16 protein-coding genes are annotated in these 18,810 nt (G+C 68.4%); 9 read left to right on the top strand and 7 right to left on the bottom strand.

Annotation, left to right across the window (positions count from 1 at the left end; genetic code table 11):
- The 3 genes from ACWDN5_RS40090 to ACWDN5_RS40080 form a co-directional block, all read left to right on the top strand.
- Positions 1 to 744 (top strand): RNA polymerase sigma factor (locus ACWDN5_RS40090; RefSeq protein WP_449679946.1); only part of this gene is annotated, 744 nt, incomplete at its 5' end.
- Positions 741 to 911: a hypothetical protein gene (locus ACWDN5_RS40085; RefSeq protein WP_449679945.1), complete on the top strand. Its 171-nt coding sequence runs from the start codon at positions 741 to 743 to the stop codon at positions 909 to 911. The genes ACWDN5_RS40090 and ACWDN5_RS40085, both read left to right, overlap by 4 nt.
- The gene (locus ACWDN5_RS40080) at positions 908 to 1,483 is read left to right on the top strand and encodes a hypothetical protein (RefSeq protein ID WP_449679944.1); all 576 of its coding nucleotides are present in this window, start codon (positions 908 to 910) and stop codon (positions 1,481 to 1,483) included. The genes ACWDN5_RS40085 and ACWDN5_RS40080 overlap by 4 nt, the downstream gene beginning before the upstream one ends.
- 330 nt (positions 1,484 to 1,813) lie before the next feature.
- On the opposite strand, the gene ACWDN5_RS40075 is transcribed toward ACWDN5_RS40080, so the two are convergent.
- Complete coding sequence (locus ACWDN5_RS40075) at positions 1,814 to 2,944, bottom strand: effector-associated domain 2-containing protein (protein ID WP_449679943.1); 1,131 nt, start codon at positions 2,942 to 2,944, stop codon at positions 1,814 to 1,816.
- Positions 2,941 to 3,486, bottom strand: coding sequence for an RNA polymerase sigma factor (locus tag ACWDN5_RS40070; protein WP_449679942.1), 546 nt, complete (start codon positions 3,484 to 3,486; stop codon positions 2,941 to 2,943). The genes ACWDN5_RS40075 and ACWDN5_RS40070 overlap by 4 nt, the downstream gene beginning before the upstream one ends.
- A 500-nt stretch (positions 3,487 to 3,986) precedes the next feature.
- Between ACWDN5_RS40070 and ACWDN5_RS40065 the strand changes: the two genes are divergently transcribed.
- The 3 genes from ACWDN5_RS40065 to ACWDN5_RS40055 all read left to right on the top strand — a co-directional run bounded on the left by ACWDN5_RS40065 (position 3,987) and on the right by ACWDN5_RS40055 (position 5,355).
- A complete protein-coding gene (locus ACWDN5_RS40065; protein ID WP_378194418.1) occupies positions 3,987 to 4,259 on the top strand; it encodes a hypothetical protein in 273 nt (90 codons plus the stop codon).
- 469 nt (positions 4,260 to 4,728) lie between these two features.
- Positions 4,729 to 4,929 carry a hypothetical protein gene (locus ACWDN5_RS40060; protein WP_378194421.1) on the top strand — a complete coding sequence of 67 codons (201 nt, stop codon included), beginning with the start codon at positions 4,729 to 4,731 and terminating at the stop codon, positions 4,927 to 4,929.
- Between the two features lie 129 nt (positions 4,930 to 5,058).
- Positions 5,059 to 5,355: a hypothetical protein gene (locus ACWDN5_RS40055; protein ID WP_378194427.1), complete on the top strand. Its 297-nt coding sequence runs from the start codon at positions 5,059 to 5,061 to the stop codon at positions 5,353 to 5,355.
- Positions 5,356 to 5,396: 41 nt separating this feature from the next.
- Here the strand turns inward: ACWDN5_RS40055 and ACWDN5_RS40050 are convergent, their stop codons facing one another.
- Entirely contained in the window at positions 5,397 to 5,552 is a 156-nt protein-coding gene (locus ACWDN5_RS40050) for a hypothetical protein (RefSeq protein WP_449679941.1), read from the bottom strand.
- Positions 5,553 to 5,573: 21 nt separating this feature from the next.
- A complete protein-coding gene (locus ACWDN5_RS40045; protein WP_449679940.1) occupies positions 5,574 to 6,398 on the bottom strand; it encodes a hypothetical protein in 825 nt (274 codons plus the stop codon).
- Between the two features lie 797 nt (positions 6,399 to 7,195).
- Here ACWDN5_RS40045 and ACWDN5_RS40040 point away from each other — a divergent pair.
- From ACWDN5_RS40040 to ACWDN5_RS40030, 3 genes are all read left to right on the top strand, one after another.
- Positions 7,196 to 7,402, top strand: a complete 207-nt coding sequence (locus ACWDN5_RS40040; RefSeq protein ID WP_378194433.1) for a hypothetical protein — start codon at positions 7,196 to 7,198, stop codon at positions 7,400 to 7,402.
- 87 nt (positions 7,403 to 7,489) lie between these two features.
- The gene (locus ACWDN5_RS40035; RefSeq protein ID WP_449679939.1) at positions 7,490 to 7,984 is read left to right on the top strand and encodes an RNA polymerase sigma factor; all 495 of its coding nucleotides are present in this window, start codon (positions 7,490 to 7,492) and stop codon (positions 7,982 to 7,984) included.
- Positions 7,981 to 8,904: a Crp/Fnr family transcriptional regulator gene (locus tag ACWDN5_RS40030; protein ID WP_449679938.1), complete on the top strand. Its 924-nt coding sequence runs from the start codon at positions 7,981 to 7,983 to the stop codon at positions 8,902 to 8,904. Before ACWDN5_RS40035 ends, ACWDN5_RS40030 begins: the two co-directional genes overlap by 4 nt.
- Positions 8,905 to 9,287: 383 nt before the next feature.
- Here the strand turns inward: ACWDN5_RS40030 and ACWDN5_RS40025 are convergent, their stop codons facing one another.
- The 3 genes from ACWDN5_RS40025 to ACWDN5_RS40015 all read right to left on the bottom strand — a co-directional run bounded on the left by ACWDN5_RS40025 (position 9,288) and on the right by ACWDN5_RS40015 (position 18,638).
- Complete coding sequence (locus ACWDN5_RS40025; RefSeq protein WP_449679937.1) at positions 9,288 to 12,662, bottom strand: CHAT domain-containing protein; 3,375 nt, start codon at positions 12,660 to 12,662, stop codon at positions 9,288 to 9,290.
- A gap of 888 nt (positions 12,663 to 13,550) precedes the next feature.
- On the bottom strand, positions 13,551 to 16,829 hold the full coding sequence (locus tag ACWDN5_RS40020; protein WP_449679936.1) for a CHAT domain-containing protein: 3,279 nt from the start codon (positions 16,827 to 16,829) through the stop codon (positions 13,551 to 13,553).
- 12 nt (positions 16,830 to 16,841) lie between these two features.
- The gene (locus tag ACWDN5_RS40015; protein WP_449679935.1) at positions 16,842 to 18,638 is read right to left on the bottom strand and encodes a WD40 repeat domain-containing protein; all 1,797 of its coding nucleotides are present in this window, start codon (positions 18,636 to 18,638) and stop codon (positions 16,842 to 16,844) included.
- Positions 18,639 to 18,810: the final 172 nt, after the last annotated feature.

Here is an 18,810-nt window from a genome sequence, read left to right as displayed (position 1 = left end):
GGTACGGCAGGTCCCCCAGCCCGTGGTCACGCGGCGTTCTACTACCGGCACATCGCGGCGGTGAGCCGGTTCGCGCCCACGTTGAGCCGCAGCTGCCCGGACGCCGCCTCGCCACCCGAGTCGGAGTTCACGGCGTTCTACTACCGGCACATCGCGGCGGTGAGCCGGTTCGCGCCCACGTTGAGCCGCAGCTGCCCGGACCTCGCATCGCGACGCAAGGCGGAGTTCACGGCGTTCTACCACGAGCACTTCGCGGCGGTGAGCCGGTTCGCGCAGACGCGGGGCCGCAGCTACCACGATGCGGAGGACGCCGCGGCCGAGGCAATGCAGGAGATGTTCAAGCAGTGGGACTCCATCGCGGAGGACAAGCGCGTGGAGACGGTCTACACGATCACGCGCAATAAGTACGTCTCGATGGTGCGCCGGGCCATCACCCGGCAGAAACACCTCCGCTCGGCGGATGCGCGGCCGCGGGAGACGAGCCTCGAGTCCCGGATCGAGCTGCTGGCGACCAGCGAGGCAGTCCAGAGCCTCCAACCCCGGGAGCAACAGATCGTCCGCCTGGACGCGCAGGGGCTCAGCCACGCAGAGATCGCGCACATCCTCGGCATCAAGGAGAAGTCGGTCGGCGAGAAGCTGTCCCGCGCTCGCAAAGAGCTGCGCCGGGCTATTGGTCGGAACCAGCCCGACCCTCGCCGGAAGCAACGAGAAGACACCGCATGGGAAGGAGGCACGTCAACGTGAGCAAGTACTTGAAGCACACCGTGACGGTGGCCGCCAACGTCGTCCTGCTGTTCAGCACGCTCGCCGCCATCATGACCCTCCTTGACCACCGGGTGGATCGCGCGCTGCCCGCACGCGGGCAGCGGCCCGCCCCGAGCGCCACGCGACAGGAGGTGAGGACGCCATGATGACGCTGGCCGTGATCGTGGTCTGCGGGCTGCTCGGCGCAGCAGCCGCGGTCTTCCGCGCCCGCCGGGCCGGCCGGACCGCGATCTCCGAAGCGGAGCTGGACCGCCGACTCGCCCGCCTACACCGCAGCGAGTGCACGCCCACTGATGAGGAACGCCGCCGACGGGCAGCGAACCTTGAGGCCATCCTCGCCGACGAGCCGCTCGTCCGAGCGCCCCGCCCCGCGCCCCGACCGAAAGCTCAGCGAGCCCGCACCCGCCCGTTTCCTCGGCGGGAGCTCGTCCACTACCGGGCCGAGGGCGCGATGCGTGCGCTCAGGCTGTCCGTTCTTGGTGTAGGCCTGCTGGCCGTCGTCGGGTGCGGCATCGGCTACCTGGCGGACGGCCTGTCCGGTGACGAGGCGATCAAGCTGTTGGCCGGGATCCTCGGGTTGTTCACGGCGTTCCGGGCCACCTCGACGCTTCATCCGGGAGAGCACGAAGCCAAGCGGCTGCACCTCAAGATTCATCATCGCCGCCACGTGGAGATCGACGAACCTGCCGAACGGAACCGACACCCACATGAACGGTGACATCGTCCACGCGGTCTCGCCGTGCGGCCCGGACCACCACGGTCGGGGCCGCACCACACCGGTGCTGCTGCGGAAGCATGAACAGCCGTGACCGCCGATCAGCCGACCATTCTCGCCACCTCGATGGGCTTGAACCGTACCCGCTCTCTCATGCGCGGCGAGTACGCCAGTGGGGCCGCGCGCCCTTGCCTCCGGCCGCAGTACTTCGACGAGGCGGACGGTCGAAGTCACTTGGCGTGAGCAAGCTGTAACACCTACCTCGCCCACGGCCGCCGACGGCTGCAAAGCCTGGGCGACAAAGCGGTCCATGGCGCCGGAGTCTTCGCCCGACTACGCGGTAGGGGGCGGTGCCCCCGACGACCCGAGCAATCGTGGTGGCGCGGACCCGCGGGTTGGGGGCGCATGGAGTTCCACCCATTTGCCGATGGTCGCAGCCAGGGCGATGACCTGCGGGGATTCCGGTTCGATGGCCCGGACAGTGTTGAGGAGGTCTACGAGGCCGCCGTCGAACCGCAGGCAAGCTCGCGCAAGCGCGATCACGTGCAGGCGGTCTTCGGCGTGATACGGCACTATGTCGGCGATTTCCCTTCGGGGGAACATTTCCAGCAGCAACTTGCGGCTTTCCGGACTGCGTACGCAGGGGACCGCGAGCAGCGCGTCGATCAACGCCGGGAACGCAACCCTGTCCCCGCGGTTAGACACGGAGACTGGAACGTCGTTCGCGGCGCCGAGCAGCCGAAGCCAGGCCTCGGTCTTCGTTTCCTTGTTCTCAATGGGGATCCGGCGGTACGGGAGCGTGTCCGCGGCCGGGTCCGCGCGGACGACGTCCTGGTAGAACGTGTTCGACACGACTAGCGCCAGCACGGCTTTCGACTCCTTCAACGCGACCTTGACCTCGGGCGCGTCGAGCAGCCGGAACGCGTGACTGGTCGCGTCGCTGATCGTTCCGTGGCTGCCCTGATACACCTCGCCCGCGTGGAGGGCCATCCGCAGCCGCACGTTCGCCTCGGCGGCGTGGACCTCGTTGTAGCGGCGCAGCTCGGCCAGCATCCGTTCGGGCAGCTCGGCCACCAGGTCCGCCTTCGCCACCTCCGTCGGCAGGTGGATCATCACGCCGTCGCCGGTGTTCTCCCTGAAGAGCGCGTCCCACGGGATGCCGGCGTCCGCGAACGCCGTGCGCATGATCTTCCAGAACCCGTCGTGGATGACCAGCCGGTGCGCCATCGTCCGCCGGGGGTCGTTGTAGCCGGCAATGTCGACGGCCATGATCGTCCTGTGGTGCGCGGCCGCATAAGAATGCACGCCGCGACCAGGATCCTGCCGTGGGGCGGGATCGTGGTCGACAAGTTGCCGACGCTGAAGATCAGCCAGGCCAGCGTGGGGGTCGAACTCGACACGATCAGTGTCTTGCTCATGGGCGCGCTGTACCAGATCGCGAATGGGGTCGTGTGGCTCGGTCATCGCCCCTCGCCTCCTTGGTCGATCTGGCTAAGCCGGACAAGCTGCGGTTTCAGGACAGCACGCAGGCGCTGCACGTGGGTTCGAACGGTGGACTTGCTGATCTCGAGGTTAGCTGTAATCTCGTCATAGTTTAGTTCTTCGAGGAAGAACAGCACTGCCACAGCGCGCCGTTGGGGCGGTTGCCTGGCGATGAGCTCTCGCACGGTCTTGAGCACTACGAGTTCGTCAAGAACGTCGTCTATCCTGCTGTCCTCCACGGCCTCGGCAAGTTCGGCATCAAGTTCCGTGAGCCTGCGCTGGCGCCGGTACACGTCCATGACTTTGTGAGCAGCGATCCCTACCACGTACCTGCGGTTGTCGTCGAGAGGCTCGGATTCCCTGCACAACCAGAGTTTCCACAGGTGGCAATATGCCTCTTGCGTCGCGTCCTCAGCGATGTGGTGATCACCGGCAGCTATGCGCTGAACCGCGCGCAGAACGCGGGGAGCAGTCGAGCAGTAGAACGTCTCGAAGCTCTCTGCAGACAGCACCGGCGCTCGCATACGCTTCATGTTCCCTGGTCGTGTTGGCCAACGGGGTACATGGGAGCGTCTTCCGCGGCGGTGTCACAGACCGTGACCTCAACTACTGCGCCGTCCGAGTCACGGTCGATGATTCGGCTACCAGGTGTTGCACGGGAGATGACCCGTTCGATGCTGGCTCGGCGTACGCGGTATCTCAAGAGGGCAACCACCTGTCGCATGAGCATGCTGAGCGCCGAGACAGCAGCGATGGTGAGTAGCGGAGTGGCGCTCATTCTCGTGATCCCCTCTTAGCCTTGTCTGCAGAAGACTCGGAGGACCACGGTGTAGCGTCTACAAGAAACGCAAAGAATCTTGAGCTGGTCGATGCTGCTGATCAAGCTGCTCTGATCCATGCTGACAGAGGCTGGACTTGGCTCGCCTGAGCTGTCCGGCGGTGCGGCCTGGCTGGGGTAATCATCGGTAAGGGAACCGCGGCCGAACGGCTGCTGCCTTGTCGTCGTTGCCTTCGGGTGCCGCGAGTGCAGGTGCTGTGGAAGACCTGGCCGACGATGATCGCGGCGGTGATCCCCACCGCGCTGATCAGGGTCAGCACCACGATCAGCTCCCGAGGAACCCGGCGTCGTGGCCTCGGGCACGTGTGCGGCTCGGGCACCGCCCGCGGCCGGGGCGGGCGGGCCGGCTTCGGCGGCAGGCTGTGGCCGGCCGGGACCTGGCGCGCTCGCCGTGGCAGGGATCGACCGGAGGGCCTGTCGTCGGCCTGGCGCACGACCAGCGCCCGGTACTGGCCGTAGCTTGATCGACTCTCAGATCTTCCCGAAGTCATCGCAGTTGGCGTTCCCCGTGTACTTCGTCAGCTTGCCGAGCGGGATGTTCCGGGTCGTGACGTAGATGCTGCTCACCGGCCACCCCCTTGCTCGAGCTGTTGGGTCTCGGGGCTGCCGCGGGGGTGCCGCCCGGCGGCAGCCCCGAGAGCTTATGTGGGCACCAAAAGGGAGGCGCCGAGTAGGTGGATTCCCCTTTGGCCGGCGAGTAAAGTAAGAAAAAATGCCTCAAATCGTCACTGAGCGTGCCGGGAGTCGGAACTCTGCGGTGCACCTGCGTAAATTGTGATTTTACCTTTACGCACAGTGATGGTTGAGGAACTGGGCTTCCTCACCCATCACACTCCGCTTTGCGCAGCGCGCCAGGAGCACCGACACCACCAGCGCCTGACCTGAAGCCGAGCCCAGCGGCAGATAGGTCAGCGCGAGTGGAGCGACCGTGCTTTCGGCACTGCTGTACACCCTGATCGGCCTGCTCATCATCCTGTTGGCGTGCGCTGGCTATGTTTCGATCTTCGGCAAGGAAACCGAGCAAGGGACGCGCGCCTTCGCCGTGCTGAGGTACCTCGGCTGGCTCCTTCTCGGCGGCGGCGGCGCGTTCTACGCGTGGGCCAAGCTGCACGAGATGGGCGTCATCTGACCTTGACCGGACGCGGGCCGCTGTCCAGCCCCTTCGGGCAGCGGCGCGCGTCCGTTGAGGCTGACAAAGACCTCGCCGGGCACGGTAGCGGCCAGCACCGACAGAAACGGCCAGCCCTAGGCTCACGGCGTGAGCTTCGACGAGATCGTCGTGAACGCCAGCGTGCTCGACGGGCTGCCCGGCATCGGCTGGCCGCCCGTGCCCGTCGCCGTGGTACGGGCACGCGCGGCCGCCGGGATGACGGCCGACGAGCTCGCCGGTGCATTTCGCAGCTTCACGTCGACCGGGGTGGCGCAAGCGCTGGCGATGCCAGCCCGGCAGGCGTTGCCGCCCGGCGGGATCACCGCCACCCAGTACGACCAGCTGTCCGAAGACGTGTGCGCCTGGATCGAGGTCGTCGACGGCCAGATCGTCGCTCGCCGCTAGCCCAGGAGCGCTCGAGGTGTCGGCGAGACCAAAGTTGACTTTCACCAGGCCGTCGAGCTGAAGCTCATCGAGAAGTTCGCGATGCGTTCTACGTCGAAACCTCGCGTGGCGAGGACGGTGTCCACATCGCGTTGGCCCGGCTCGGTCAAGTACAGGAGCACCGCGGCTCGGTGCTGTTCGTGTTTTGTGTTCGGCATCGTGGATTCCTGGGAAACGGGTCAGAATGTGATGGAGTGCAGGGCTTCAATGCTGGCCTTTGCCCAGTCCTGCGCACCGGCAGCCGTACCCGCGACCACCCCGGTGGCGATCGGCGCGAGGATGCCGCGCAACCCCCTGACGGCCCGTCGCAGGCGCCCCGGTTCGGGTGCTTTGGTGCCAGTGATCTCCACCAGCACCTCATTCCCTGCTTCTTCGGCATCGCGAAGCTCGGCCTCTGCCAGCCCGACCTGCGGAAACTGTTGCAGCAGGTCGGTGACCAGCTTGGCGAGCGCCTCATAGCCGGGGGCTACGGTGCGGCTGGCGTTCTGCTGGTTCTGCGTGACCGCCTCGTTTCCCCACGCCACCTGCGCACCGGTCATGTCTCCGTTGAACACTGGGCCGTGGTAGTTCGTCACTTTTGCACACTCCGCCTCGATCGCCTGCTGCAGCCGTTCCAATTTATCCGTCATTGCCTCGACGGTGCGCACAGCTTCCGTTCCGGAAGTCCCCTTGACCGTGACCATGTAGTTCGGGGTGACGACGGTGAATTCCTTGTCCTTGTTCCCGGCCATGAACGCCAGTACGACGTCCCGCACGGCCCACGCCACAGCCCCGGCGGCCGGCACCGACAGGATCTCCAGCATGGGGCCGTTGACCACCGAATGTTCGAGCGCGGGGTACGCACGAAGACCTTCAGCTTCGAGTAGCGCACACAACTCGTCGGCATAGGCCGGGGTCACCCGCAGCAGCACTTCGTTCGGCCTGCCGTAGACATTCAGTACGATGTCGGCCAGCCAATTAAGGTCCGGTCCTTGCCGCACGTGGTGATCATTAGATGTGCTCACAGCAGAACTGTAGCGGCCGAGCTATCGGCAGTCGCACGGATGAACCGTCAGAACACGGACGCGGTCATCGCCAAAATCCGCACCTGACCCACCGCACCTCTCGGGCACGATCAGCCGCGACCTCCGGGCTCGTGCGGGGTGGCTCCGTGGCGGTTCCGGTTCCCAGCAGGGGGCGACGGGGCACGTCCGCGTCGTGGCGCAGGCTCTTCACCGGCCGGGTTCGTTGCTGCTCGAACCGCAGCTCGACGCCGGCGATCGGCGGCGCGTCCTCTCGAGGGGCCAGGGACACGCGCGAAAGGGGCAATGAGGGCTGAACGTGCTGGTCAGGTCCGCACCGTGGCGAGGGCGTGTTGCCCCGCAGTCGCGAGGGGTGACCTGGTGCTTGTCGGGGACCCGCTCGTCCGGCGACGACATGGCTTCCCATGCTTGATCGCCACTCCGAACGAGTTGGCTACCCCGGCTTCGTCCAGTGTGCGGACCCGTTCGGTCAACTGCCAGCATCCGTTGATCGTGGCGTAGTACGCGCACGCGCCGGTCGACGCGGTCCTCGGCGACAGCCCGCAGCGGCGTGACCTGCGCTGGAGTTTTCTGCTGGGCATGCCATTCCCTCTCGCAGGCGGTGAGGCGCCGGCTACCTCCCGGATGGTTTCGGCCTGCGAGCGCCGCCGGCCGGTCCTGCAGGCCCTCGCGATGGGTGATCCGCCTGCGCACCGGGATCGGGTCAGCCAGCACCCCAGTGGGTCCAGCAGGCGCACCGCGCGATTGCACAGAACTCGCGTTTTCGCATCTAGCACTCCATGAGCCTCGAATTGAACGGCGGAGACCGCACTCCGCAGGCCCCAGGCCCCGGGGACAGCAACAGCGCCTTCGTCATCGTCTGCAACGCGGTCATCGCGGGGCTGACCAGCCTCTATGTCACGACCCAGTCGGTTGCGGTGGTCGCCATCGCCGCGGGCGTTCTTGTCGTCTTGGCGCTCGTCGTTGCATACACCCGGCGACGCTGAGTTCGGACTGTGATCGGAGATTCCGTAACGAGGCGACTCTCGATGGTGGACTGAGTAGTGGACGAGGACGGGGAGGTGGGACCTGCGGTGTCACATGACGAGGCGTTCGACGCGTTCTTCCGTGCGCACGTGCTCGCAGAGGTCCAGCACCTCGTTCGATGCGGTTTCAGCCCGGACAGCGCGACAGAAGCAGTAGAGGAAGCCATGCTGACCTTGTACGAACGCTGGGCGGAGATCGGGAATCCGAGAGGTTGGATCCGGGCAACGGCACGGGGTCATGCTTTGACCATCACCAAGCGGCAGTTCGCTGTCTTGCCCGACGACATCGAGCGCCAGGATCCGGCGTTCCGGCACTACGATGAAGATCCGATCATCCAGCAGGAGTCGAAAGCGAGAGTTACTCAGCTTTTGTCCGGGTTGTCACCCAGACGGCGGGCGGTGCTGTCTGCCTGGTTGGGAGGCCTTGAAGACTCGGAGATCGCCAAGGAGCTGAGGATCAGCGAGGCGACCGTTCGCTCGCACCGACGTTACGGCCTTGCCGACGTTGCCAAGAAGTTGAGGTCGGAAGGAGGTCTGTCGTGACTGACAACGAGCACGTCGAGGCGGAGGCAATTCTGCGGCAGGCCGACGCCGAGCTAGGCCGCGAGCTGAGCGCCCGCACGGACGTCGAGGCCATGCTCAAGCGGGTGAAGAGTCGAGCAGGAGCATCGCGAGCCGATGAGCCAGCGGTAGAGCGTTCGCAGGGCTCGGCGGCCGTTCCTCGCCGCAGGGTACCCGAGCGCGTGCACTACGGAGATTCGGCTCAGGAGACAAGCGCGGTGGCGACTGCCACCAGGCCAGACCATGGGGCGTTCCTGGCCTACCTCTCCGAAGCCGATCGCGAGTACCTGCTCGCCCGGGGCACGCGTCGCCGGTTCCGGGCGAACGACGTCGTGGTCATGGAGGGTGATCCGTCCGACCACGTGCACGTGCTGGTTTCCGGCTGGGTGCGCGTCTCCACGATCGTCGAGGACGGACGTGAGGTGCTCTTCGGGCTGCGCGGCCCCGGTGAGGTGCTGGGTGACCTCGCGGCAGTCACCGGGCTGCCCCGGTCGGCGTCGGTGCGGGCGATCGAGCCCTGTACCGTCTTCCAGCTGACCGGGGCGGAGTTCGTCGACGTTCTGCAGGCCCGGCCCGCCATCGCCATCGCGACGATCAAGACTGTCGCCGTGCGGCTGCGTGCTGCCGAGTCAGCACGTATTGATTCCGCGGCGTTCGACGTGAGCCGCCGCGTAGCCGTGCGGCTGGTCCGACTGGCTGAGGAACACGGCCGGCGCGTCCCGGAGGGCGTGGTCATCGAGGCCGCGCTGTCGCAGGAGGACATCGCCGGGCAGGTCGGCGCCGCCCGACGCACGGTCGCGCGCGCCCTGCGCGTCCTGCGGGAGCGTGGGATCATCGAGACCGGCCGGCGCCGGATCCTTATCCGCGAGCCGCGCGTCCTGCGCGCCTTCGCCCGCTCTTAGTCAAGCACGGAAGCAGCAAGCAATATGACCTCCCGGACCTACGTAGTCATCGTCGCCACCCGGGTCTGACGGCGACGTCTAGGCGCATTCGGCTCCTTGCCGAGGTCCAACGACCGCTCTCTCCGTTGCCTAGCTTCAACATGGTTCCCTCGTGGCGATCCGCAGCCGCCCAGCGGGAACGTGGGACCGCAGTGGGCACGGGCCGATATCGCCATCACCGCGCTCGGCCTACCTCGGCGCGACAGTCGCCGGCACCTGCGCGATCTCGGTGTGCCGCGCGAGCAGCTGCGGCAACTGAGATGCCGCACTGAGCCGGTTTCCCTGCAGGCGCCAGCTCAACCAAGACGGGCTTCCGTTCCTCTCGCGCGGGTCGTCGCGCGCGACTACGGGCCGAGATGAACGTAGGCGGCCCACAAGGCCGGCTGGCTGGGGAACAGTTCGCGCAGCGAACGCACAGTGTCGTGTAGTGCGGCGGCCGCCGCCGCCGCGGGCTGACCCGGCCGGGGCATCCCCTTGTACAGCCGGGTTGCGGCCTTGGTGGCGACGGCGTCCTGGATCGACCATAGCGTCCCCACCACGTGCCGGTAGCCGGCCAGTTGCATCGCGCCGACGACGGTGATGGCTTCGTCCGCCAGGTGGGTTCCGGCACGCGCGGTGTCACACGCGGACATGAAGGCGAACTCGGCGCTGCGCAGGTGCATGGTCGTGATCTCTCGGATCATCAAGGGGCGGTCGTGTAGCACGAGGCGCCCACGGGACGGGTTGTCCAGGTCTTGGACTCCGTGGCAGGCGAAGTGCGCCCAGGAGTGTCGGCCGAGCTGCTCCAGCACGGTCGGCACGTTAGCGTTGCCATCGGCGAGCTGGGTGGTTTCGGTGTGCGCGGCGATCGCTGCGACCTCGGCGGCGGCGCCGGGTAGTTCCGGGTGGTCGGGCGTAACGGAGACGCACACGGTCAGCAGGCGGTTCGGCGCCGGTTCGGCGGTTCGTTGCCGCGCGTGGATGAGAGCACGCAAGGTGGGCGTGTAGGAGGAGATTACTCGATCCAGCACACCGGGCGCCGTTCCCCGCGCTGCGGCGTGCAACGGCAGCAGGGTGAGCAGTCCGGTGGGACACCACCAGACACGGCCGCCGTCGTGGTGGTCGCCGAGAGCGTCGAGGACGGGTGCGGCGATCGCGTCCCAGAGCCAGCCGAGGACGTCGGTGATCGTGCCGCGCGCAGCGAGTACCGCTGTCAACGTAGCCGAGGAGCTGTGCAGGGCGTTGATGGCCTTGGTGAATCGAGTGACCTCGGCATCCGCTTTCGTCTCGGTGAGTTTCGGCAGCGGCACTGCTCGGACACCGAGTGCGGTGACGATCAGGGCGTCGGACCGGTAGTCGCTCGTGTTGACGACGATCACCGGGCCGCCAGAGGCCGCGGGCAGGAACGACTCGAACCGGGCCGGGCGCATGAAGTCCTGGAATCCGTTCGATCGGCGGATCTGCGCCAGCAGCTCGTCCCGGCGGACCGCGAGTTTCGACCGTCCGTCGTCACGGTCGGCCACGTCCTCGCTGGCACCGGGGGCAAAGGAGCCATGTTGCAGTGCGTCCAACACGTCGGCCAGCTCATCGGCCAGTTCGGGCAGGTGAAGACGCAAATCGTCATAGGCGGTACGGGCATCGAGCGTGCGGGCCAGCAACACACCTCGGCCGTGTTCAAGCAACTCGACCGCGCGTTCGGGCCGGCCGCAGGCGATGGCGAACGCTGCCGCGTTGCGCGCGAGACCGGCCACACGCGCGAGTTGCCGTTCCTGGTCAGCTCGGCCAAGACCGCGCCACACCAACGTGTCGATCAGTTCGACCGCGGCGGCGTATCCGTCGAGCGCCTCCGAAAGGTGCCCGGCTCGTGCGGCGGCCTGCCCCCACAACTCCGCAGCCAGCACCCGCGTCCACGCCGGTGCGGTCTCCACCGCCACCGCGTCACGGAGTGACCCCAGTGCCGCTGCAGCCGTGGCCCGGTCGCCGGTCACCCGCGCCCGGGTCCACAACAGACGCCCCAGGTCGTATAGGTGTGTCGCTCGCTCGACTCGTTCGCCGGGAGAGTTGTCAAGCGCGGTCCGGTAGGCGCCGATCGCTTCGTCCAGCGTCGTCGGGTCCCCGGTGGCCCGGTATTCGTCGACGAGGGCCTCTGCCAAGCTGCTCCAGTGAAATCCGGCCATGACGCCGTGGGCGTCCTCGGTCTCGACAGCCTGCCGGTGCAGTGAGATCGCCTCCTCCAGATCGGATCCGTCACCGGTCTTGCGGTACCGCTCGCGGAGGGCATTGGCCAGCTGGGAGATGCCTATTTTTGCGCCGCTGTCGTCGGTTCCGATGGTGGTAGCGGTCCGGAAGATTTCGATCGCCCGGTCGAGATCGTCCGGGTCAGTGGCCGACTGCGAACGCCCGAGAAGAGCGGCGCCGTATGCCCGCAACCGGGAGTGCCGGTAGACGTCGTCAGGCCTCGTCGTTTCCACGGCAGCACCCAGGATTTCGATTGCTTCGTCGAGTGCCCCCGTGGCGCCCACGCTGTCGTGCTTGATGCGCAGGGCCGTGCCGAGACTGCTCAACCGCTGTGGTCGCTGGTGGTGCCCTGCCGGGGTCGCCGCCACCGCCGCCCGGAGCGCGCTCAGAGCCTCTTCCAAGGTCGCCAGGTCCCCGGACCGAAAGTACTTCCGCTGCAGGTCGGAACCCAGATTGGCCAGGTACAAGGGGCGACGCGCATGCCCCTCGGGGGTGATCTCAGCGGCCCGACGCTGCAGGCTGATCGCTTCGACAAGCGACTCGGCGTCGTCGAACCGGTCCGCTCGCTTGCCGAGCGCGTTACCGAGGTTCGAAAGCGCTAGGGCGTAGTCGTCGCGGCGGCCGGCCGTGGCCTCAACCGCCCGGCGACCGACCTCGATCGCCGATTCCAGGTGCTCGGCCCTTCCCTCGAGGTCGAAGGCCAGGTTCAGCGCATCGCTGAAGTGCACCAGGCACACCGCCAGATCGGGACCGTCCGCAGCAGCGTCGTCCACGGCCTCTCGGAACACCGCTATCGCCTGCCGGAGCAATGCACCCTCGCCGGTGAGCTCGTACGCACGGATAAGGGCCACGCCGAGGTCTGATGCCCGTCCTAGCCAGGAAGAATCACCTCGCGGCGTTCTGGCCACGACCGCCCTGCTGACCATCAGAAACTCGTCCAGCACACTTTTCGGCGCACCCAGTTCGAACCGCAACAGCAGCGCCCGCGCCAAATTGGCCATGACCATGGCCTGCATATCGGAGTGCCGGTCGGTCAGCTCGACGAGCCCCCGCAAGCCGTATATGGCTTGCTCAGCCAGAGCTACGGTGCCTTCCGACCGCACGATCTCGAGGAGCTTGCACGCTTCTTCGTTCTTCGAGTCAACGACGGCATCGAGGGGTAGCGCGCCCCGCCGAGGCGGGGCATAGATGTTGCCAAGAGCTTCGGGGACCGTGTCCGGCAAGACTTCGTGCACGATGCTGAACAGCCCGAACGCGAAGCGCCGGTCGCCCTCGGACGATCGCTCGCCGAGCAAACGACCCCGGAAGTGGTACAGGTTCGCCATGACGACGACTCCGTCGAAAATACGCTCCGGACTATCGCGTCGTCGGAGACCCGATATCGCGGCTTCGACCTCGTCGGCCTCGGCCAGCGCCGCCGGGTCGATGACGGTGTCCGCGTCTTCGGTGCAGCGGAAGCGCAGCAGCCGACGTCGTAGAACTTCGATCGGGTCGGGGCTCATGTGCACCACTCATCAGGGGCAGGAGTCCGCAACGGCCAGGTCCACTGCCCCGATTTCACCTCGGCCTGCCGCCCGCCGGTGAGAACCGTGCCCGGCGCAGCCCCGAACCGGACAATCGTGCCACACAGGGCCACAGTACCGGATCGGACCGAAAGCACAGGGCTCGCCTCCACCAGGCTGTACTAGGTGAACCGCACGATGGTCGCAAGTGACGCCGTGCATATCAGGCAAAGACTGTTTCGGTCCGAACCGGTGAACGGGGCAATCCACGCGGCGACGCTGCGATCATGTCGACCATGCCAACGTGATCAACTACCGAACTGGCCAGCCCAACACCGGGTCACGAGACATCCCTTGGACGACTTAGCTTGACCAGCCCCTCAGCACTCCCCGCCGAGTTCGGCTCAACTCAGCTCCGGCTCACCTCATTCCGGCATTCAAGCGGAGGGTACCCGAACGCTACCTGTCGGCGAATCGTGAGCTCGAAAAGGGCGACGCGTTCCTTATGTTGTTATTCTTGGAATCTTTGATCGAAATTGATTTGAGGGAACTTAATTTCATTAGGGCTCGCCACATAGGACATTATACAGAAGGATCAGAGAACTCGCCCACCTTACCCGCCGGCATCAGGCGCCGGAAGTCCGGGCCATGAACGGACGGGTCACATCGGTTACTTCCTCAGCGAGGTGTCGATGGGAAGCGGATGATGACGACTGCCACCCGTCCACGACGTTATCTTCAGCCTCGACGAGCAGGCTCCAGCGGTGACATTTCCCGCCCTTGCCCTTGTTGCAACTCGACACCAGCCAAGAACGCCAGGAGGGCCGGACTCGAACCACAGGAGCACAAGCACATGCTGGTCCCGACGAAAGACGCGTTACCGGCCGCTCAGGGGCCGCTGTGGACGAGGGCGGCCCAGAGGTCTGGGCGGTCCGGGTGTTCCGCGCGCAGCTCGCGGGTCACCCGGTACAGGATCGTGGCCGCGTTGTCGGCGACCGGGGTGTCCGGCATGCCGTCGTAGAACGCCTGGGCCGCTTTCATGGCGATCTCGTCTGCGAGGGGCCAGAGGGTGGCCACGACGTGCCGGAATCCGGCGAGCTGGAACGCCGATGCCAGGTGCAGCACTTCGTCGGCGTGGCGGACGCCGTGGTTGGCGGTCGCGCACGCTGACAGGTACGCCAGTTCCGCCTCCTGCAGGCGCAGGCCGCCGATCTGCGGCAACGTCAGGATCCCGTCGTGGAGGATCAAGCCACCTTCGGCCGGGGACACCGGGTCGGTTACCGCGTGGCACGCGAAATGGGCCCACGTTGACTTCGTCAAGGCGGTGAGCACCTCGTCGGTGACCGCGTCGGCGTCGCGCAGCGGGATTCCGGGCAGGGACTCCGCTTCGGCCACCGCGCCCGCCAGGTCCGGGTGGCCCGGCGTGTGCCGCATCGCCACGACGAGCCCGCGGCGGGCCTGGGCCGGGTGCCGCTTGCGGGCGTCGCGCAATCCGCGCAGCGACGGGACGTACGACGACACCAGTGCGTCGAGGGCGCCGGGTTGTCCCGGGTGGCCCGCGGCGTGCAGGGGCAAGAGGCCGAGCGCAGCGGTCGGTACCCACCACACCCGATGCGGCCTGTCGGACGGGGGCAACGCGTGCACTACGGGTTCGACGACGGCGTCCCATAACCACGTGAGCGTCTCCGGCACGACGCGGCGGCGGCGCAACCGGCGAGCCCGCGACTCGTCCGCGAACGCGTCCAGCAGCGCCGCCACCCGGGCGTCTCCGTCGCGCAGGCCGGGCAGCGCGACCATGCTGGGGTCGGCGTCGGCGCGGACGAGGACCGCGTTGCCGCCGTGCCGGTCCGCGTTGACGAGCACTGTCGTGCCCGCCTCCGGCCGCAGGTCGGCCGCCCGCGGTGCGGCGAGGAACTCCTCGAAGCCCGGCAACGCGCGGATTTCGCCGAGGAGATTGTCGTAGTCCGACCACCAGCGCTTCCGCTCGTCTGCCGGGAAGCCGGGCGTGTTGAGCCGCTCGCACACCCACTCGAACCGGTCGGCCACCCGCGGCTGCCGTTCGGCCAGCTCGGCGAGGTCGACGCGGGTGTTCGCCTCGGCGGCCAGCAGCACCCCGCGGCCCAGTTCTGCCGTCTCGATCGCCCCCGCCGGGTCGTCGATCGCGCAGTGCGCCGACACCGCCGCTTCGACCAGGCCGAGCCGGTCGCCGACCCGCTGCTGCCGGTCCGCCCAGCCGGCTTCTCGGGGCGGCAAGGACGGCAGCAGGGCGATCGCCGAGTCCAGGACCGGCGCCGCGATGCCCGCCTGTCCGGCGGCCAGAGCGAGGTCACCCACCGCGTGCCGGGCGGCCACCTGGTCGACCGGGGACGCCGCGCGCGACCCGGTGACATCCCGCACGAGTCCCTCAAGCAGCTCCGGCACGAGCTGTCCGCCGTTTTCCACGTGGGCGAGCAGGGCACCGGCGAAGACGGCGGCCAGCCGCATCCGTCCGGGGTGCTCGGTGCCGTTCGAGCCCGCCTGCCGCCAGGCGCGTTCGCTCAGCTCCACGGCCGCGTCGAGGTCAGCAGCGTCCCGCTCCACCCGGTACCGGTCGAGCCGGGCCTCCGCGAGCGCCGACCGGCGCCACGGCAGGTCGACGTGCTCTTCCGGCGTTCCGTCGACGGCCTGGATGCTCAGTTCGACCGCCCGGCTCAGGTCGGCCGGGTCCGCGCCGGAACCGTTGCGGGTGCGGTAGGCCGCGGCCAGGTCGGCGAGGCGGGCAGGTCGGGACACGTCGGTGGCCGCGGTCGCGGCCACCGCGCATTCCCCGAGCTCGATTGCGCGGTCCAGGTCCGGCCGGGCCGACGTCACCAGGTAGCGGGCCTGACAGGCGCGGCTGAGCGTCGCCGTCCACTCCGGCGGGCAGCCGTCGGTCACGAGTGGCTCGGTCAGCTCCACCGCGCGGTCCAGTTCGGCGCGCACCCCGCTGCGGGCGTGCCGGGTCAGGAGGATCGCGGCCAGCGTCACCGCCGCTTCGGCCCGGCCGGGCTGGTGGACCGGGAAGCCTTCGTAGGCCCACCGGGCCAGCGTGGTCGCGCGCTCCAAGTCCGGTTCGGACCCTTCACTGAGGTAGCGGCGATGCCGGGCCACCGCGGCCATGCGCAGCAGTTCCGGCCGGCCGGGGTCGTCGTCCGGGATCGCGGCCAGGGCCTGGTCACCGATACGCACCGCATGCTCGAGGTCAGCCCGCTCGCCGCCGTACTCGTGCTTCGCCAGGAACACCGCGGCGATCTCGGCTGCGTGCTCGGTGGCCACCTTGGGCTCGCCGGCGGCCAGCGCAGCCGCGCGCACCAGGTCCGGCAGTGAGCTGTTCCGGCGGAAGCGGCGCAGCAGCGTGACGCTCAGTTCGACGGGGTTCGCGGCCCGCTCTGCGTGGGTCACCGCCTGGTCCAGCGTCTCGGGCTCGCCGGTCCGGTCGTAGCGGAGCCGGTAGGCGGTGGCCAGCTTCGCCGACGCCTGCTCGTCCGCGGGTACCACCTGTTCGAGCAGGTCGATCACCCGCTGCAGGTCCTGGAGGTCGGCGTGCAGTGCGTGGCGGCAGCGATAGGCCTCGGCCAGGCGGTCGCGGGTTTCGGCGTCCGGCGCGAGTTCCACGGCCTGTTCACCGGTCTCGATGGCCCGCTCGAGGTCATCGCTCGAGCCGGACCGTTCGTAACGGCGCCGGTGCGCGAGGCACAGCAGGGACATCAGGTCCGGCCGGCCTGGCGCGGACGGCGTGATGAGCTGGATGCCCGCGTCCAACAATGCCTCGTCTGGATTCGCCAGGGACGCCGCGAGCAGGTCGGTACCGGCCCGTGCCTGCTCGTGCGGGTCGGTGAACCGGCCGATCAGGGCTTCCAGGTCCGGTGGCACGTGCCGGTGGTCGCCGGCGACGAACTCCAGGCACACTACGGCTTTCGCCAGGTCCACGGGCTCTCGGCGAAGCCGGTACCGCAGGTGGTGGAACCGCCCGAGCAGGACGTGGGCCGCCTCGAGCCGGTGGGCGAGCGGCGGCGGAGCCGTGCCGCGGTCGATCGCGCGCACGGTCTGCCACAGTGCCGCGGACTCGGTTTCCGCGGCCGGCTCGAACACCGGGGCGCCCGGCTCCAACAAGTCCCGGAGGAGTTCGATCTGCTCGTCGATCGGCATCGGCCGCTCCCTTCAGAGATCCAGCCGGAACATCCGCGCCGGCGCGCCGTCCTGACGGCCCACCGCCAGCAGCAACCCGCCGTCCGGCCGGGCCGCGAGGGCCACCGCGTGCGGGAAATCCGGCCGCCCGCTCGTCGCCGTGGCCAGCTCCACCCCGGATTCCGCGTCCCAGAGGACGGTGCGGCCGCCGTCGGTCGCCGCGACCGCTACCCGCAGGTCGGGCAGCACCGCCATGGCCACCGCCGACTCGCGCGCGTCCGGCAGGGAGAATGTCCGCACGGGCTCGCCGGTCAGGCCGTCCCACACCCGCACGGTGGCGCCCACCGCCACCGCGACCCGGAAGGACCGGTCCGCCAGCGTCACCACGGCGACCTGCGGCGCCCGGATATCCGCGTCGTCCCGCTCAATCGTGAATCGGTGCAGCCGCTGCCCGGCCGTCACGTCCCACACGTGCACCGACGCGGTCATGCTGTCGTCGGTCCCGGCCACGACGCACACGTGCCCGTCGGGCAGCACGGCGGTGGCGACCGACCACACGATGTCGACGCTCGGCCGGCCCGCTTCCAGCACAGCGATCTCCCCGCGGGTGTCCGGCTCCCAGACCCGCACGGTCGCGTCGTCGCTGCCGGTGACCAGCCAGGGGATCTCGTCGGGCGGGCAGACCCACGCGACCGCGTTCACCGGCGAGCGGTGCGCCTCGATCTCTCGCACCGGCTTCCCCTCCTGCGCTGTCCACACCCGGGCCAGCCCGTCCTTCCCGCCGGTGGCCAGCACGACCTGGCCATCCTCGAGCGCGACCAGCCCGACCGACAGCACCCATTCGCTGTGGCCGACCACATTGCGCAGCTGCCGGCCGTCGCGGGCGCTCCACATGCGTGCCGCGCCGTCGTGCGCTGAGGCGAGCAGCACCCGCCCGTCGGCGAGGGCGAGGAGTACCAGGGCGTTGGCCCGCAGTTCCGGGTTCTCGTCCTGCCACTCTGCCGGGGTGACGTCCTCGAGGTGGGCCTCCCCCGGTCCCCAGTCCCGGGGCGCGGCCGTCATGCCGCGCACTCGTCGGGGCGCTGCGGAGGGGGGTGTGCGGGGCCAGGTCATCCGGCTGGGCGGCGCGCCGTACAGGTATTCGTGGTCGTCTTCGTTCATCACCGTGCCGTCGCCCAGCACCTTCAGACCCTTCGGGAGCGAGGAGGCGGGATCGACCGGGACCTCGGGCAGATCACTCCACCGGTAGCCGAATTCTTCGTCCGCGTGGTCGTACACCTCCTTCTCGTACGCCGCGGCCGCGGCATCGCGGTCCGGGTAGTCGACGACGCGGTAGTCCGAGCCCGGGTCGATCGCGGTCGTCACCGCGTGACGCTCGGCACCGGTGTCCGGATCCATGAACGTCACCGCCTCGATGACGCCCCCGAACAGCGCATGCGCCTCGGTCTCGTGGAAGCGGCGGCCGCGGGCCAGCGCGTCCAGATACCGATCCCACCGCTCGTCCTTGTCCTCGCCCCAGTGCCCGAACAGGCAGTTGCCGCCGGTGTCGTAGAGCACCCGGGACCCGTCCGGCGGACGCAGTTCGTCGAACGGCGCGCGGTCACCCGAGGTTTCGCGCCACGTCCCGCGATGGCGGCGCATCAAGTCCTTGATCGCTTCCCAGGCCGTGCGCTTGTCCGGGAACAACCGGTGGCCGAAGCCCGTGTGGTCCACGTAGTACCCGCGCGCCAGCGTGCCGACCTGGATGTGCACCTGCTCGTCCAGCGGGCCATGGTCGGTCAGCTTCCACTGCATGAGCGGGTGCGGTGCCCCGCTGTCCTCGGCTTCCACCAGCTCCCCCAGCGAACGTCATCGCCCTTTCCGGACGATCTCGGTGATCTTCTTGCCCTGCTCGAGGGTGAGCACCCCCGGATTCTCCGGATCGTCGACCCCGAGCGCCCGCGCGAGCGTCGTGCCGTGCAGGTCCACGGCGGCCTCGGACAGTGCTCCCAGGTCGCCGATC

Source organism: Amycolatopsis sp. NPDC003731, from assembly GCF_053586895.1.
Note: the sequence above shows the minus strand (reverse complement) of the source record. Positions and strands in the feature narration are given on the sequence as shown.

Bases quoted from the DNA above. Each gene is read 5' to 3' on its own strand.
- ACWDN5_RS40080 (WP_449679944.1), top strand. From the start codon at position 908: ATGATGACGCTGGCCGTGATCGTGGTCTGCGGGCTGCTCGGCGCAGCA.
- ACWDN5_RS40075 (WP_449679943.1), bottom strand. From the start codon at position 2,944: ATGACCGAGCCACACGACCCCATTCGCGATCTGGTACAGCGCGCCCAT.
- ACWDN5_RS40070 (WP_449679942.1), bottom strand. From the start codon at position 3,486: ATGCGAGCGCCGGTGCTGTCTGCAGAGAGCTTCGAGACGTTCTACTGC.
- ACWDN5_RS40050 (WP_449679941.1), bottom strand. From the start codon at position 5,552: ATGCCGAACACAAAACACGAACAGCACCGAGCCGCGGTGCTCCTGTAC.
- ACWDN5_RS40040 (WP_378194433.1), top strand. From the start codon at position 7,196: ATGAGCCTCGAATTGAACGGCGGAGACCGCACTCCGCAGGCCCCAGGC.
- ACWDN5_RS40025 (WP_449679937.1), bottom strand. From the start codon at position 12,662: ATGAGCCCCGACCCGATCGAAGTTCTACGACGTCGGCTGCTGCGCTTC.
- ACWDN5_RS40020 (WP_449679936.1), bottom strand. From the start codon at position 16,829: ATGCCGATCGACGAGCAGATCGAACTCCTCCGGGACTTGTTGGAGCCG.